Origin of the sequence: Chitinophaga caeni (genome assembly GCF_002557795.1) — a bacterium.
GTDB lineage: Bacteria > Bacteroidota > Bacteroidia > Chitinophagales > Chitinophagaceae > Chitinophaga > Chitinophaga caeni.
This window is the reverse complement of sequence record NZ_CP023777.1, coordinates 1,992,764-2,007,996: the sequence shown is the minus strand read 5'-3', so window position 1 is coordinate 2,007,996 and position 15,233 is coordinate 1,992,764. Positions and strand designations below refer to the sequence as shown.

The 15,233-nt window shown below is 35.0% G+C and carries 13 protein-coding genes; 7 read left to right on the top strand and 6 right to left on the bottom strand.

The genetic code is table 11. From position 1 onward, the window contains the following. Window positions 1–108 precede the first annotated feature (108 nt). Entirely contained in the window at window positions 109–369 is a 261-nt protein-coding gene (locus tag COR50_RS08425) for a hypothetical protein (protein WP_098193589.1), read from the top strand. Window positions 370–464: 95 nt separating this feature from the next. Here COR50_RS08425 and COR50_RS08420 read toward each other — a convergent pair whose 3' ends face one another. After that, window positions 465–1,070, bottom strand: coding sequence for an HdeD family acid-resistance protein (locus COR50_RS08420; protein WP_098193588.1), 606 nt, complete (start codon window positions 1,068–1,070; stop codon window positions 465–467). 279 nt (window positions 1,071–1,349) lie between these two features. Here COR50_RS08420 and COR50_RS08415 point away from each other — a divergent pair, with 279 nt between their 5' ends. Next, window positions 1,350–2,600 (top strand): site-specific integrase, encoded by a 1,251-nt coding sequence (locus COR50_RS08415; protein WP_098193587.1) that lies wholly within the window; start codon window positions 1,350–1,352, stop codon window positions 2,598–2,600. Window positions 2,601–2,686: 86 nt separating this feature from the next. Further along, complete coding sequence (locus COR50_RS08410) at window positions 2,687–4,498, top strand: DUF262 domain-containing protein (protein WP_098193586.1); 1,812 nt, start codon at window positions 2,687–2,689, stop codon at window positions 4,496–4,498. Between the two features lie 124 nt (window positions 4,499–4,622). Here COR50_RS08410 and COR50_RS08405 read toward each other — a convergent pair whose 3' ends face one another. Together COR50_RS08405 and COR50_RS08400 are read right to left on the bottom strand one after the other, a co-directional pair. Beyond that, window positions 4,623–4,904, bottom strand: a complete 282-nt coding sequence (locus COR50_RS08405; RefSeq protein ID WP_098193585.1) for a helix-turn-helix domain-containing protein — start codon at window positions 4,902–4,904, stop codon at window positions 4,623–4,625. Then, window positions 4,901–5,197 (bottom strand): helix-turn-helix domain-containing protein, encoded by a 297-nt coding sequence (locus COR50_RS08400; protein ID WP_098193584.1) that lies wholly within the window; start codon window positions 5,195–5,197, stop codon window positions 4,901–4,903. The genes COR50_RS08405 and COR50_RS08400 overlap by 4 nt, the downstream gene beginning before the upstream one ends. A gap of 365 nt (window positions 5,198–5,562) precedes the next feature. On the opposite strand from COR50_RS08400, the gene COR50_RS08395 reads away from it, so the two are divergent. Continuing rightward, window positions 5,563–6,057: a ClbS/DfsB family four-helix bundle protein gene (locus COR50_RS08395; protein WP_098193583.1), complete on the top strand. Its 495-nt coding sequence runs from the start codon at window positions 5,563–5,565 to the stop codon at window positions 6,055–6,057. 263 nt (window positions 6,058–6,320) lie between these two features. Here COR50_RS08395 and COR50_RS08390 read toward each other — a convergent pair whose 3' ends face one another. Beyond that, on the bottom strand, window positions 6,321–6,815 hold the full coding sequence (locus COR50_RS08390; RefSeq protein ID WP_098193582.1) for a DUF3408 domain-containing protein: 495 nt from the start codon (window positions 6,813–6,815) through the stop codon (window positions 6,321–6,323). A gap of 552 nt (window positions 6,816–7,367) precedes the next feature. Here COR50_RS08390 and mobA point away from each other — a divergent pair. Together mobA and mobB are read left to right on the top strand one after the other, a co-directional pair. Then, the gene (gene mobA / locus COR50_RS08385; protein ID WP_098193581.1) at window positions 7,368–7,802 is read left to right on the top strand and encodes a conjugal transfer protein MobA; all 435 of its coding nucleotides are present in this window, start codon (window positions 7,368–7,370) and stop codon (window positions 7,800–7,802) included. 4 nt (window positions 7,803–7,806) lie between these two features. After that, window positions 7,807–9,066 carry a conjugal transfer protein MobB gene (gene mobB, locus COR50_RS08380; RefSeq protein ID WP_098193580.1) on the top strand — a complete coding sequence of 420 codons (1,260 nt, stop codon included), beginning with the start codon at window positions 7,807–7,809 and terminating at the stop codon, window positions 9,064–9,066. Between the two features lie 56 nt (window positions 9,067–9,122). Here the strand turns inward: mobB and COR50_RS08375 are convergent, their stop codons facing one another. After that, complete coding sequence (locus COR50_RS08375; RefSeq protein WP_098193579.1) at window positions 9,123–10,280, bottom strand: site-specific integrase; 1,158 nt, start codon at window positions 10,278–10,280, stop codon at window positions 9,123–9,125. A gap of 109 nt (window positions 10,281–10,389) precedes the next feature. On the opposite strand from COR50_RS08375, the gene COR50_RS08370 reads away from it, so the two are divergent. After that, a complete protein-coding gene (locus tag COR50_RS08370; RefSeq protein ID WP_198405809.1) occupies window positions 10,390–11,421 on the top strand; it encodes a type IIL restriction-modification enzyme MmeI in 1,032 nt (343 codons plus the stop codon). Here COR50_RS08370 and COR50_RS08365 read toward each other — a convergent pair. Continuing rightward, complete coding sequence (locus COR50_RS08365) at window positions 11,418–15,233, bottom strand: Eco57I restriction-modification methylase domain-containing protein (protein ID WP_198405808.1); 3,816 nt, start codon at window positions 15,231–15,233, stop codon at window positions 11,418–11,420. The two genes, COR50_RS08370 and COR50_RS08365, sit on opposite strands and share 4 nt — an antisense overlap.

Sequence of the window (15,233 nt, the reverse complement as noted above, 5' to 3'; positions counted from 1 at the left end):
TCCCCGTATAATATCTTGACAATGATTTAGCGCACTGATACCCTATTTCAGCAGCCATTCATACTTTCGATAAAGTATTGGTTAACCTAATATCCAAAATCAAAACTTATGAAAAAACTAAAGATTGTATTCTTAGTATTAGCAATTGGCGGCAGCATCAGTGCTTCGCTAGCCACTTCATCCAAGGCGCCTTGCAGCAGTTTACCGCAATATTATTTAGCTAGTGATGGTAATTATTACCCTGCGGGTGTAGAAGGTTACGATTTCGTATGCGAATGGGATCATTTCTCTAACTGCACGTACTACTACGATGAAGCTAATCAAATCTTCAGACCTTGCAAAGCGGGCAAAATCCTCTGGTTGCGTTAATACGGGGAAGCCTAATGTACATGTAATCAAAATGGGTAGGAACTTATACCTACCCATTTAATTGCTATATCAATAAGATGCAACATATAATAACTTTAGGATGATGAGTGATTCGGTGGATGTGGATGCGTGAGGTTCTTCAATAATTTCTTAACCTCTTTTAACCTGAAGCCGATCAGGCAATAAGTGATACCGGTTAATAGGAAAGCGACTCCAGTGATCATAATTGCTGTAGCAGCGCCTGCCGCGGGATAAAATAGAATAATAATACCGAGCAAAAGTGTCAATACCCCGCCCGTGATCGTCCACCCGGCGCCACTGAGTTTTATTGCCTTGGCATCGGTACCTAAGCTAATTAACGAGCCCCCGGCAAAAACCATGTAAAACCCAATAACAAAAGGTAATACCACGGCAGATACAGCGGGATTCCAAGTAAGAACGCCGCCAATAATCGTATCGATAATACCGGATGCTAAAGTCCAGCCCCAACCGGTCATCTCGTTGCTATTACTTATGGCAAAAAATATTTTGAATAATCCTCCAAACAGGATCGCAATACCGAAGAAGATGGCTAAAGCAAGATAGCTGCTAACAGGATAAGCAAAAGTGAAAATACCGGTAAGAATGAACAGTATACCAGTTAACACCAACAACCACCAGTTTTTGACCTCCTGCTTGATGGTTTGAAGTAAAGTTCCCATAGATTGTATACTTTAAAATAAATTTTCAGTAAAAATACATCAAAGATTAACAACAGGGAAAACGACTGTAAATAAAGGTTTTACAATCGTTTTTTTATTTTTTGGTAATGAGGTAAAAAGCAGGAAAAAGCGAAGTTTGGCAAAAGTAAGGTTACTAAAACGTTACTTTTAAACATCGAAAACAATCGATTTAAAAATCTGTTTTTCAGTTATTTGCGTAGTTTTTCATATTATTCCGTAGCTCACATAAGTTTAATTTTATCATTAAGAATTGTGAGTATGGAAACGACAAAAAAATCAACATTTAAGGTATTGTTTTACCTTAAAAAGAACGCCCCAAAGAAAAACGGAAAATTTACGGTTATGTGCAGGATTACCGTAAACGGCAAACAGTCTGCATTCAGTACAAAACTGGATATTTCCGCAACAAATTGGGATCTGAAGTACGGCAGGGTTTTAGGTAAAAGCCGAGAAGCCCAAGAAACAAATAGCAAGCTTGATAAAATCCGTTCAGGTATTGAGGAATGCTATTCCAAAATTCTGAAAAATGAGGGAGCTGTAAACAGTTCTAAACTAAAAAATGCCTTTCTCGGTATGGAAAGTGGAGAGCTGACCTTTTTCAAGTTCTATGAACAGTTCCTTTCCGATTATGAGAAAAAAGTCAATAGCGGACTTCGGGTAAATGGAACACGAAGTAAGTATAAAACACTGTTAATGCACCTGCGAAATTTTGCACTAACAAAATACGGTTATTCTGACTTATCATTCAACGACCTCACTCCTGATTTTGTACAGGACTTTGATTACTACCTACGTGATGACCAAAGTTTGACACACAACACCATTTGGCTGTATATGATTGGATTTACTACGCTTTGCCGATTGGCAATGAGCAGAAAGCATCTTGCTTTTAATCCGTTCAGCGAGTACAAGAATACCAAAAAGGACAAAGACAGAGGTTATCTGTTGCGGAACGAATTGGAACAGCTTGTAACATTCAACTGTGAGAAGAAGAAAGACGAGTTGGTTAAAGACCTGTTTGTTTTCAGTTGCTTTACAGGGCTTTCCTATTCGGATATAAAAGGACTGAGAAACAGTAATCTTCAGGAGTTTTTCGATGGTAATCAATGGATTATTGTACGCAGGAAAAAAACAGCAACGTCGTCAAACGTGATGCTGTTGGATATTCCCAAGATGATTATCGAAAAATATGCAGGATTGTCAAAGGATGGCAGGGTTTTTACTGTACCCTCAAATACCGTCTGCAATGACAGCCTAAAAAGAATATCTGGACTTATTGACTGTCTTAAAGAAAAGAAAGTAACCTTTCATTTGGCACGTCATACTTTCGCTACATTGTTTTTGAGTGAAGGTGTTCCGCTAGAAAGTTTGAGCAAAATGTTAGGACATAAAAACATTGCTACTACGCAGATTTACGCCAAGATACTCAACGAGAAAGTTGGTAAGGATATGCAAAAGGTATCGCATAAATTTAAGGGATTAGAACACTCTTTTGTTTCACAACTTTGAAATTCATAAATCAATTAAGAAAAGCCAATGTTTACAGATTGGCTTTTTTTGTATTTTAGTGGTATAGAAAATAAACACTATAAAAAATGAATTATATAGACAGAATTTTTCCAACTAACAAAGGGCTGACAACTTATCTTGATGAATTGATTGCTAAGAATTATCAAATTCCAACATTCCAAAGAGATGTTGTATGGGAACAAGAGAATGTAAAGAAATTATGGGACAGTATTTATAAATTTTATCCGTTGGGTAGTATTTTGATTTGGAAGACGGACTTAAAATTACAAAATCATAGACAAATTGGTGGACACCACATCACAGATACCAATTTTAGCCGAACAGAGTATCAATATATTCTGGACGGGCAACAACGAACAACTTCCCTTCTGACTTCTCTATATGGTGGCAGTATAGAAGGACGATTAGGATTTAACCCTCTTCTGTATGTTGATCTTACTATTCCTATTGAGGGGGATACAGATGATGAAAGCTATCGAAATCGTTTCTTATTCTGGAGTGAAATTGATGACAGAAATGGCGAAATCAGACCTAATATTGGAAAGAAAAAAAGATTTGATGAAGGTTTAATCGTCAAATTAATTGACATAAAAAATAACTTTACAACAGTTCAAACAAATGTATTTAATAGTACAGCCGTAAATCAGGATTTTAACCATCATATTTTAGCCGAATTGTCAAAAATCAAAGGTGTTCTTGACAACTATAGAATTTCATTTATTGAAGTTAAAGGTATTCAAGTTTCTGAAGTCTGTCAAATTTTCGAGCGAATAAATCAAGCTGGCAAACCTCTCAACATATTTGATATTGTTGTTGCAAAGACTTTTAAACCTGCAACACAACAAACAGCAACCGCACTAGCAGATAATGGATTTTATCTTCGTGATTTAATTGACGATTTCAGAAACCATAACAATAGTGAGTTCTTAAAAATTAGTGATCTTGATTATTTACAAATTTTGTCGGTAATAATAAATCATAATGTTCCTAATAGTGGTGTAAGAAACATTACCGACAGATACCTAAATGAAATCAAAACCGAACATATTTTAGCAGTATGGAGCGAAACAAAAAAAGCAATGCTTAAAACTTTTGACTTTTTTGAAAACCACCTACATATTAAAACACCTTATTTAATACCATTTCGTTATTTCTACTTTACAGTTACAGCATATTTTTATAAAAACAGTTCACCAGACTATGGTTTACTCAAAAAATATTTTTGGTTTAACAGTTTCCATAATGATGATTTGTTGAGCAATACAACACAACTAGCTCAACATATTGATTTTCTGAACAAAAGTAAAAACAATGAGATAGTATTATTTGATAGGTTCTTGATAGATAAACACAGACTTCGTTCAGCTACTTATAGTTCAAAAGGTAGAATGAGTAGAGCTGTTTTAGCATTATATGCCAGTGTCCAGCCAAAAGATTGGAAACATTGCGATAGAGAAGTATTAGTTCAAAATTTTTTCTTTACATCGGACAAACCAAATCTTCATCATATTTTTCCGACAAATTCAGAATATGTACTGAATAACCAATATAGAAACAAAATTACAAGCGATAGTTTGATGAATATTGCTTACTTAACACAAATAACGAACCTTGATATTACAAATAGAAACCCACTTGAATATATGCAGGATTATGACAAGCCAGAGTTTGAAGCGATTATGCCTTCTCATTTGCTATCAAGTGAAATTTTAGATTGGGCAAGAAATGGAACTTTACCCGATAATGCAATTGATTTGTTTATAGAGAGTAGAGTAAATAATATATTGTCAGACTTAAAAAATAAACTCAATGGTGTGACATTTGATGAAATGGATACTATGGAAATAAAAGAAGAAGCTATGACAATTGGACAGTAATAAAATAGATCAATAATGCCGAGACAAAAATTATGGAATGGTATTGACATAACTTAGCCCACTATTTTAAATCAGTGGGCTATTTCTTTAGTTGAGTGATACGATTACAGTTTCAGGTAATCGCCTACCGCTGATAGTTATCTTCCAATACTTTTACAATATCACTTTCACGAAACAAGATTTTCCGTTCGAGCTTGATAAAAGGTATCAGTCCGTCATCTCTGTACTGTTGCAACGTCCGTTTGCTGATATGCAACATCTTGCAAACCTGTTCGCCTGACAGATAAATTTCCCCTTTTAAGAGTGGATGAAAATATTCCCTGATATACAGCAGTTCATTTTTGATGCCTACCACAGCTTCGAGCAAAGCAAGCATATCCTCGTTTGAATTTCCAATCTGTTTCATTTCTTTTGCTTTTTTAACGGTCGCTCTCCCTGCATAAATAATTCCACTTCGGATAATCTGAAATATGTTTTCCGATTGATTTGCGTTGCCCCAAGAATGCCCTTTGCCCTGTACGTCTGCAAAGTTCTTTTGCTAATGTTCAGTAGTTGACAGGCTTCCTGTTGGTCGAGCCATTTTGTTGCCTGTTGCAATGCTTTGTAGGGTGCGGTCATTTCCGCAATTAGATTGGAAACTTTCTTTACTTCCCTATGCAATGCTTTTAAAATCTTAATGTCTAAAACTGTTATTTCCATATCTGCATCATTTAAACCTCGAAAATAAACGCTATTTACATAGGTCATTCCAATGTTGCCGTCAGAGGTAGCATTTGGCGTTCAGATGTCAAATACTCGACTATAATCCCAACTTTGGATTGTTGTTTTTAAGCGTGTGCCTTTGCATTTTTTCCTACGCAAAAAAACTACGCAAAAAATACAAGTGGGTCGGGCTTTCTGTTTCAATCTTTTGTTCCGCTACGCTACAAAAAAAGGATTTCCACTGCAATCCCTCACGCAAAGCGTGACGGTATAAAAAACAATGTCTTTGAAATTATAACAGGAGGAGATTTGTGTAAATTTGTATGATTAATTGAGATAAACTGTTTAACCGAATAGCTAGAATGTCCAGACCGACAAATAAAGAAGAACTGATAAAATTAAGTCGAGACAACTTCAATAAGTTATTTGACTTGATTAATAATATGGCTGATGAAAACATAGAGTTTCCAAAAGGCACAATGAATAGGAACATCCGAGATATTTTGTCCCACATACACCATTGGCATTTAATGATGGTAAATTGGTATAATGTCGGAATGAAAGGCGAAAAACCAGAAATGCCTGCCAAAGGTTATACTTGGAAAGATACTCCTGAACTGAACAAAAAAATTTGGGAAGACTACCAAAGAGTTACTTTAAAAGAAGCTAAACACTTGCTTAACAAATCTTATATTGATGTTCAGAATATCATTGAAAAGCATACCAATGAAGAATTATTTGAGAAGAAAAGATACAAATGGACAGGCACAACTTCACTTGGATCATATCTTATTTCTGCAACATCAAGTCATTATGATTGGGCAATAAAAATTATTAAGAAATCTCTAAAACAATAATCCCTCAAAAAAAGAACAAAAAGGTAGCAAAGGTAAGGCGGACACCGACCGCACCGACCGACCAAAAGCTTACGGCATAATGACAGGGCAAATAAGGTGGCTTCGCCGAGTTGCTCAGTTGCCCTGCCACCCTTCGGGACTTATTCCGTTTCCTTTTGGTTTTCCGCTTGTCCGCCTTGATTAAATGGCTTTCTTTTTTTTCTGTTTTTTTGTTTTGAAAACAATTTTAAAAGGAGTTACGCATCCTGACCAAAGGATAGTTATCAAAACAACGGTTTATGCTTATCGTTATAGATTTCCTTAATTAATTCCCCGAACTCCTGAAAGTGGTATTCGATAATGTTGTCCAGATACGCATAAATCGTCAACTTATCGATCCCCATAATACTTGTAAGCCTGTTAAAAGTTTCGTGGTGTTCCTTCCGTACATACACTGATTTCCCTCTGCTTGCCGTTGTCGTAGGAATTTTGAAGAATTGTCCGCAGTAGTCATCTTTGTTGAGTTTTTTTGGTTTGGAACTGCCTTTTTTAGAATTGTTGACTGATGGCTTTGAATGTTCCATCTCAATTTGAACAGGTTCTTCTCCTGCCATTACACGCATAATAGCTTCCTCATCCACATTGGGTTTGGCGAAGTCTTTCTGATGTGTTACTCCTTGTTGTTCCATCAAAGGTTGTTTCTTTTCATCAGTTAGGAAATTTTCAATAGAAAAATCCTCTTTTTCGGGTTGCTGTTTTTTGTTTTCTTCGTATATCATATCTCTCAATTTTAATATTAAATCTATTTAGCTGTTTGACTAGCTAAGCATTCATCTGTATATACTGTTGTATCTATGTAACTACATATCTACCTACACACATGTATACCTTTAATTAGCTAGTTTATTAACTCAAAAATCTGTAATTGGTCTGCATTCAATCACGCAGATTTGCTGTCGGGATTTATGCTGATTGGCTACATAATTAAGGTTATAACCAATCAGCCAACTAACCAGTTACAAAGGAAATAAAGGCAATTCCAACCCCCATAAAGGTGGTAGTATTTGGCGTTTATTGGCTTTGTTTGGCGTGATTGTAAGTTGTTGTTATTCAAATAGTCTTATCGAACTTTGTAACGAAAGCGATTAGCTTTTTCAGCTAACTCCAATCCGTTTGCAAAACGGATTTTTCTGAACTCCTGTTCAGAGCAAGTTATCTCTTGAGGTCCTCGAAATAAATTTCCGTACCTCAAGAGCACTTGCCCTTGCAGGGGGGCTGGAAACGGCTCCAAAGTCGCTCGCTCGTTTGTTTAAAAACTAAAATGGATTATTATGGAAGAGAAAAACAGAAAACAGATTAGGAAAACAGGACGAAAACCAAAGATTGACCCTGCGGTTCATCGATATTCCATCAATTTGAATGCGGAGGATAATGCCAAATTTCTTGCCCTCTTTGACCAGTCAAGAATGAAAGCAATTGCTCATTTTATTACAGCCTGTATCTTTCAAAAGACGGTAAAGACCGTGAAAATGGATATGGATGCAATAGAATATCACGAAAAGTTGACGCGATTTTTTAGTCAGTTCCGAGCAATCGGAACGAATTACAATCAGATTGTGAAGATATTGTACCGCAATTTTTCGGAGAAAAAAGCAGGAACATACCTTTTTAGATTGGAAAAGGAAACCATAGAATTGGTACAAGTTACTAAAGAAGTTATCCGTTTGACACAAGAATTTGAAGAAAAACATCTGAAAAAAGAGTAAAGTTATGATTGCAAAAATTGGAAAGGGAAGCAATATGTATGGAGCGATTTTGTACAATCAACAGAAAGTAGATAAAGAAAACGGAGCGGTTCTGTTCTTGAACAAGATACCTGACACAGTTGACGGCAAGTATTCCGTAGCCTATTTTAACAAATGCTTTGAGCCGTATTTATCAGCAAATATCAAAACTGAAAAGACAGTACGGCATATATCGCTGAACCCCGATCCTGCGGATAAAGTCAGCGATGAACAGTTTATGGAAATAGCACTGGAGTATATGGAGCGTATGGGTTACGGCAGTCAACCTTATATTGTTTTCAAGCATACGGACATTGACCGAATGCATATTCATATCGTTTCGACCTGCGTAGGTATTGACGGAAAGAAAATCCCCGATGATTACGACCATCCACGCTCAATGGCAATCTGTAGGGATTTAGAACAGAAATATAATCTACAAAAGGCGACCAAGCAGGAGCAAAAGCAGGGCAATAAAGTTTTCAAACCTATGGATTACCACAAAGGCGATATCAAAAGTCAGATTGCTTCGGTAGTACGGCATCTGCCAAAGTATTACAGCCTTTCAACTATGGGAAGCTACAATGCTTTGCTATCACTTTTCAACATTACAGTAGAAGAAGTAAAAGGCGAACGGAACGGACAACCTGTAAACGGATTGGTCTATTTAGCTTTGGATGAAAACGGCAACAAGGCAAGCAATCCTTTCAAAGCATCACTTTTCGGAAAAGATGCAGGAATAACACAGCTTCAAAAACATTTTGAGCAGTCCAAAGAGAAATTGAAAACCAGTTCTGTGAGATCTGTTCTGAAAAACACGGTTGAACTTGGCATTCATACGACAAGTAACGAAACGGATTTTAAAAAGCAATTGACTGAACAAGGAATTAATACGATTATAAGACGTAATAACGAAGGACGAATTTACGGTATAACCTTTATCGACCATGAAAGCCGTAGCGTTTGGAACGGCTCACAATTAGACAGAAACTTGTCGGCAAACGTATTCAATGATTGGTGGAACAATGGAAACAAACCCAGATTGAAAATACAGGACAATCCTATTACCAAAACAAATGAATTGGATAATCTACCAACAAAAGACCTCTTTGAGTTTCTCTCACAGGAACATTCGTCTAATTTTGATTTAAGTGTGTTCAGCCTGCTACCCGATGCACAAGGAGACGATTACGAGGAAGAACAGTTTGCTAATCGGATAAAGAAACGTAAGGGATTTAGAAAATAAAACCTTTATGAATTTATAATCATAAAGGTTTTATTTGAATTTAAAATTTGTTTGTTTTATTTATCCCATTTCTGCATTTCCTTTATCTTGACGGTATCGACAATTTTCGCATAAACTTGCGTTGTTCTGATACTGGTATGTCCTAACAATTTACTAACTACCTCTATCGGAATTCCAAGCGAAATAGATACGGTAGCAAAAGTATGTCTAGCAACATGACAAGTAAGTTTTTTATTTAGTTTCAATTCTATGCCTATTTTTTTTAATACTCTATTAGTTACTTTATTACAATATATTCTAAATACACAATTGTTATTAAAAGGCGTAACGGGAATAAACATCTTTGCCTTCTTGCTAAGAGGAATATTTACTAAATATCCTGTTTTATGCATTCGGAGGTGTATAGAATTATCAACTATTGAGTCCGCTGAGAAGGTTTTTAAATCAGAATACCGAAGTCCTGTATAACAAGCAAATAAAAAATACCCAAGAATATCTCTTTCTATTGATTGGGTAAAATTATCTTTTGAATAATAATCAGTAAGTTTATTTAACTCTTCAATTGAGAGAAAATCTCTTTTTCCATCAACTTTTTTTATCGAAGTATATTGAAACGGGTTTGTCTTTATATAACCAAATCGCATAGAAATATTGACAAAAGTTCGAAGGACTCTCAAACTTTTACTTGCTGTATTTTCATTATTACTTAAAGTATTTAGCATATATTGTCTGTAATCATTTATAAATCTTTCGTTGATATCTGAAAAGAGGATTTCTTTCCTGAATTTAAGCATCTTGGAAATCTGAGATTTATATCCGAACCAAGTTTCTATCTTGAATTTTGTTTTATTTTCTTCTAAATAACCAAGAATATAATCTGTAAAACTTTGTTCTACTGAATAATGATTTAAGGCAAGTAAGCGGTCTTTGAACTGTACTAATGAAAGAGGGTATTCTTCGTTTAAAAAATTATCGACCAATAACTTGATGGATTTTTTATCTATTGCATCTAGTATCATGTTGTATCTTTCATGATGTTTATTTTGAGATTTTACTCGTTGATTTCTCAATGACCAATCACGCAAAGGAATGGCTACCGGTGTGGCGGTTTCAATTTTTTTTCCTTTTAAAAATGCTCTCAAATAAATTGGATATAATCCCTGTTTGTTCTTTTCTTTTTTTATTACAAAGCGATAGCTTATTTGTATGCTCATAGTTCCTGAAGTATTTGTGAAGTGAATTTATTCATAATCTGCAAAGTCACAGATTTAAAGCAGTAAAAACCAGCAACTATATTCTGAATTTGGAGAGATAGGAAAACCTATGCCTTTATTATCGAATAAAGGAAAGAGTTTTCAGGGGAGTATTGTATTGGGAAAGGGATTTATATTAACATCAGAAGAAGCTTTAGCTTTGATTAATAAAGATCCTCGAAACAAAGAGGTATTGTTTCCTTACTTGAATGGAGATGATCTTAATAACAACCCTACTCAAGAGCCGTCTCGATGGGTGATTAACTTTTTCGATTGGTCGGAAGAGAAGGCTCGGAGCTACCCAGACTGCTTTGATATAGTTGAACGTTTAGTTAGACCTGAACGTCTTATTCAGAAAGATAAAGGAGGTAAAGAAAAATGGTGGCAGTTTTTAAGACCTAGAAAAGAACTCTACGCTACTATATCTGAGTTAGACCAGGTAATGGTATTAAACCGTCATGCCAAATATTTACTAATTTCTATTTGCAAAAATAATATAGTCTTTTCTGAGGCAACTGTTGTATTTGCTCTTAGTACATTTTCAGAATTAGCAATATTAAACTCTTCTTTCCATGATGTCTGGGCTTGGAAAAATAGTTCAACAATGGGAGTTTCTACATTACGGTATTCTGGAACGAACGCTTTTGAGACATTCCCCTTTCCGACAGTTACGTCGGAAGAGTTAAATGGTCTGGGAAACGAACTTCATATAGCTCGTTTGAGAATAATGAAGCATTATCAATTAGGTTTAACAGATTTACAAAATATATTCCATGATATTCAACTTAACAATAAAGCTAAAATATATGATGATATAATTCAACTGAGAGAGCTATACAAGCTTATTGATTCCGAAATCATTAAATTATATAAATGGAATGATATAGATTTAAAGCATAGTTTTTATGAACTAGATCATCTTCCTGAAAAAGATCGCATAAGATTTACAATACAACCAACTGCCAAAAAAGAAATTCTAAAGCGGTTGTTATTATTAAATCTTGAGCAATCTAAATCTGATACTTTGGATAAAAATATTGTTAAAAAGAGATCTAAATCAGCTCCAAAAGTTTCAAATATTAATTTATTTCCCGAAGATTAAAATAACTTCGGGAAATTGTCTTCTTTCTTTTTATTACCTGTTTTTTTATGTTTAGCCTTAATGTTTTTTGAATCTTCAGATACTTCCTTTTTGTAACTTTGATGATTGAGTATCAATAAACGTTTTAATATTTCCTTACGTGCATCTGGATGAACAGAAAAACGTATTCTATCATTTTCTGGCAGATATTCAAGCTCATAAAAATTGTGATTTAAATCTATGTCGCTCCATTTATATGATTTTATAATTGTTTTATCCAGTTCTATAGCAATTCTCCTAAATTTACTAAAATCACTAACTATTTCTTTAGTTTCAATATGAATTTGCACTCTTATCAAATGTTTATTTAGTAGGATTAGATGTTTATCTCTTACATCTATTTCCTCTTGTATTCCGCTAGAGTGATATATATTATAAAATCGAGTCAAGCCAATTTTATATTTGGACATGAGTAATTTTCTAAGATTGTAATAATTCTTTCCTAAATCTTCAACTTCATTTCTAATATCTGGTGAAATTTCTTCTGGAAAAGGAAAAGTTTCAAAGACCTGTGTTGGTGCATAACTTAAATCAGATTTCATTGTACTGGAGTATTTCCACGCCCAATATATATGAAGATTTGATTGTAAAAATGCAAACATCATGAAAGAATTACTAGCGAATACATTTAATTTGGCGTCCAGAACTTTATTTGGTTTGGTAAAAGCAAATGCAGTTGTTTTAGATACTTGTGCAATCACAATTACCTGGTCTAACTCAGATATGGCATTATATAGAGCAGGTCTTTTCTCACCGTATATCCACCACTTTTGAGGTAATGGTTTTCTTAATGCATATGTACCAACAAGCTCATTGCCTTCATTGTCTTTTTTCCATCGCTGTCTTTCGGGTTTAACCAACTTTTCAATAATCTCGTAACAGTCAGGATAAGTTTTCGCTTTTTCTTCATCCCAGTCAAAGAAATTAATAACCCATCTTGATGGTTTTTGTTCAGGGTCATTGTTTAGGTCATCACCGTTTAAATATGGGAAAATTACATCTTTATTTCGCGGATCTTTTTTTATTAGTTTTTCGGCTTGTTCAGTAGATAAAACAAACCCTTTCCCTAACACAATACTTCCCTGAAAACTCTTTCCTTTATTCGATAATAAAGGCATAGGTTTTCCTATCACTTCGGAATCATCCAAATAAGATGTAATTCTATCTACCGATTTATTGTCTAAAATAAACCTATTTTTCCATTCACCTTTATGGATCGTAATCAAAGAAACCTCAACGGCAGCTTGCCCTGGCCACTTCATCGAACGAATGGCATGATTAATAACTCCATTACTTGAACAGATAACATCTAAACCTCCTTCACGAGCAGATCCTTGAGCAATGGTGTTGGTAGAAATCAACGACTGAAATCCTTTTATTTTAATTACATCAAAAATCCTTCTGAAAAAATAAGTTACTAAATCTACTGCTCCTATCGGTCTATAAGTATATTTTAGATATTCAAGAAAATTTGTTCCGTAATTTCCGCTTAACTTTTGCCCCCCTAAAAATGGAGGATTACCTAAAATACAATCAAAGCCTCCTTTCTGGAAAACTTCCGGAAACTCCAGAAACCAATGGAAGAATTTTTTGTTTTCCGCAATTGCCATACTTGCACCACGGTCTAAGATCTGAGTGCCAGAATTCAGATAAGTCTTGTATTTGCTATGTGTAGTTAGCTTTTCTTTGTTTTCTGTTGTTTTGGGAATGAAGAACTGTGCTACTTGTAAGTCTGCTAGTTGTTTGAGTCTGAACCATTTTTTTCCATTAGTTAAATCGTAATAAACTTTAGCTTTCTTTTCAATCTGCTCAGAAGTTTTCTCTGGCATTTGGTTAAACTGATCTATTGACTTTTGAACATCTACAAAATCTCCATCTACTGCATTCAGATCAAAAAGCTCACTCATTTGCAGTTTACGCTCATCATCATTACGTTTCTTAAAAGCAGAAGCTATTGTTTTTTCATCGCCAGACAAGAACTTAAAAGCTTCACTGGCAATACCATTTTGTAGTTCTTCATAATTTGCTAATCCTACAATGGCATTACCGTTTTTAATATGGTGATCTAAAAAATTTAAAGGTTCACCCGGATCATGCGCTTCCAACCACAAAGCTACTTTACATAGTTCTACAGCTAAGGGATTTAAATCGACTCCGTAAATGCAGTTTTTAATTACATCTCGAATTGCTATACGTAAAACAGATGGTGTAGGCTGATCTTCATTACTTCTTATTCTTGCGAGTTCAAATCCAATTCTTCGGGCAGCGGAAAGTAAAATATGCCCACTTCCACAAGCCACATCACATACCGTAATACTCAACAATGCTTTTTCGGGATCGGTTTCTTTTAATTTGTCAGTAATCACATGATCCAAAGAATGGATAATCAACGGCTTAACCAACTCTTCAGGAGTATAGTGTGAACCTGATGAAGCCCGGTCATCTCCCTGTTTAAATCTAAATTCGGCATTTTCTACTACTGGCTCAAATTCTAATAATCCTTCATACACCGAACCAAATTCTTCTACATCTAAATCGGCATAATTGACCCGAATGGTTTGTTTATTTTCATTTTCAAATGTGACTAAAGACTTAAATACATTCAATACATCTTTATTATTCAATGCCGTGGATTCGATGCTTTCAATAGCATTTCTATTAAAAATACCAGAGCTTAGTGCATCAATTCCCAATTCTTTACCATAATGTCTATCTTCAAAAAGTCTGAATGTTGTCATTAATGATTGCCAGAGATCTGTTTTTTTCGGATCAATATAAACGGCTTTATTGACTAGAAAAGTGAGGCGCTGAATGCTATAATACTGGTAGTAGATATCTTTGAGTTTCTTTTCCTCTTCGGTCAAATTATCTCTGTATATCAGATTACGCTCTTCAATGACTAATAGAAATAATATGCGATAAACAGATCTTAGGATATGTAAATAGTAATCTTTTGCGGAAAGTGTTCCTTCTTCAAAAGCAGTTCTTAATTCAGCATTTTCCTGTTGAAAAAGTAAGCCATTTGCTAACGTTAGGATTGAATGCTCAACAGCCAAACTTAATCGCTCACGAATACGTGATCCCGAAGCTAAAGCCTCGTTGTGATAATATTCAAGAACAGCATCTTTTCCATCTTCCTTTTTATCGTTGATACGCGAAGCGTGTAATAAACGGTAGAAAATGGCAAATTCGGCATAGTGACCTTCTTCCATCATTTGCTCAAGATTGAACTCCAGATAGCTTAGTCTTGAAAGTCGTGTAGCATCACGCAATACACGAAAATGATTACCATTGGTAACAAAGCCATAAATGTATTCTGTAGAATTAATGTATTCCTGCACCAATGAATGAGGAGACAGTCTGGGTCCACTCTCTGCCTTTTTATCCATTGATTGCTCACTTCCCACAATGTGTATGGGAAAACCATCTTTATTGGAAGCTCTATGAGAGATTGCATAAGATTTTCCATTAACAATTTCAGCATTGGAAAGCGCAACCTGATAGCCCAAAAGATTGAGAAGCGGGACAATCCAATATTTACGGGTTTCAGAAATTCCTTTATCAATTTCTGAAAACGAGCTTCGTTTTTGTTTAAAGATTTGCCAATGTGTGTTGAATAAGCTCCAAGCGTTGCTTACCTCATCACGAACTTGTTCACTAGGCTTTAATCCAAAGTCTTGCGGTTTTTGGAAACTAATATCATCCTGACGAATTTTTTCAAGAATTTCGCTGGTAAAAATGTTTCCCTGTATATTAATTGTTGTTAATTTCAT

Excerpts from the sequence above, each read along its gene's own strand:
- COR50_RS08410 (WP_098193586.1), top strand. The coding sequence starts at position 2,687 with ATGAATTATATAGACAGAATTTTTCCAACTAACAAAGGGCTGACAACT.
- mobB (WP_098193580.1), top strand. The coding sequence starts at position 7,807 with ATGATTGCAAAAATTGGAAAGGGAAGCAATATGTATGGAGCGATTTTG.
- COR50_RS08395 (WP_098193583.1), top strand. The coding sequence starts at position 5,563 with ATGTCCAGACCGACAAATAAAGAAGAACTGATAAAATTAAGTCGAGAC.
- COR50_RS08390 (WP_098193582.1), bottom strand. The coding sequence starts at position 6,815 with ATGATATACGAAGAAAACAAAAAACAGCAACCCGAAAAAGAGGATTTT.
- COR50_RS08420 (WP_098193588.1), bottom strand. The coding sequence starts at position 1,070 with ATGGGAACTTTACTTCAAACCATCAAGCAGGAGGTCAAAAACTGGTGG.
- COR50_RS08400 (WP_098193584.1), bottom strand. The coding sequence starts at position 5,197 with ATGGAAATAACAGTTTTAGACATTAAGATTTTAAAAGCATTGCATAGG.
- COR50_RS08415 (WP_098193587.1), top strand. The coding sequence starts at position 1,350 with ATGGAAACGACAAAAAAATCAACATTTAAGGTATTGTTTTACCTTAAA.
- mobA (WP_098193581.1), top strand. The coding sequence starts at position 7,368 with ATGGAAGAGAAAAACAGAAAACAGATTAGGAAAACAGGACGAAAACCA.
- COR50_RS08370 (WP_198405809.1), top strand. The coding sequence starts at position 10,390 with ATGCCTTTATTATCGAATAAAGGAAAGAGTTTTCAGGGGAGTATTGTA.
- COR50_RS08365 (WP_198405808.1), bottom strand. The coding sequence starts at position 15,233 with ATGAAATTAACAACAATTAATATACAGGGAAACATTTTTACCAGCGAA.
- COR50_RS08425 (WP_098193589.1), top strand. The coding sequence starts at position 109 with ATGAAAAAACTAAAGATTGTATTCTTAGTATTAGCAATTGGCGGCAGC.
- COR50_RS08405 (WP_098193585.1), bottom strand. The coding sequence starts at position 4,904 with ATGAAACAGATTGGAAATTCAAACGAGGATATGCTTGCTTTGCTCGAA.
- COR50_RS08375 (WP_098193579.1), bottom strand. The coding sequence starts at position 10,280 with ATGAGCATACAAATAAGCTATCGCTTTGTAATAAAAAAAGAAAAGAAC.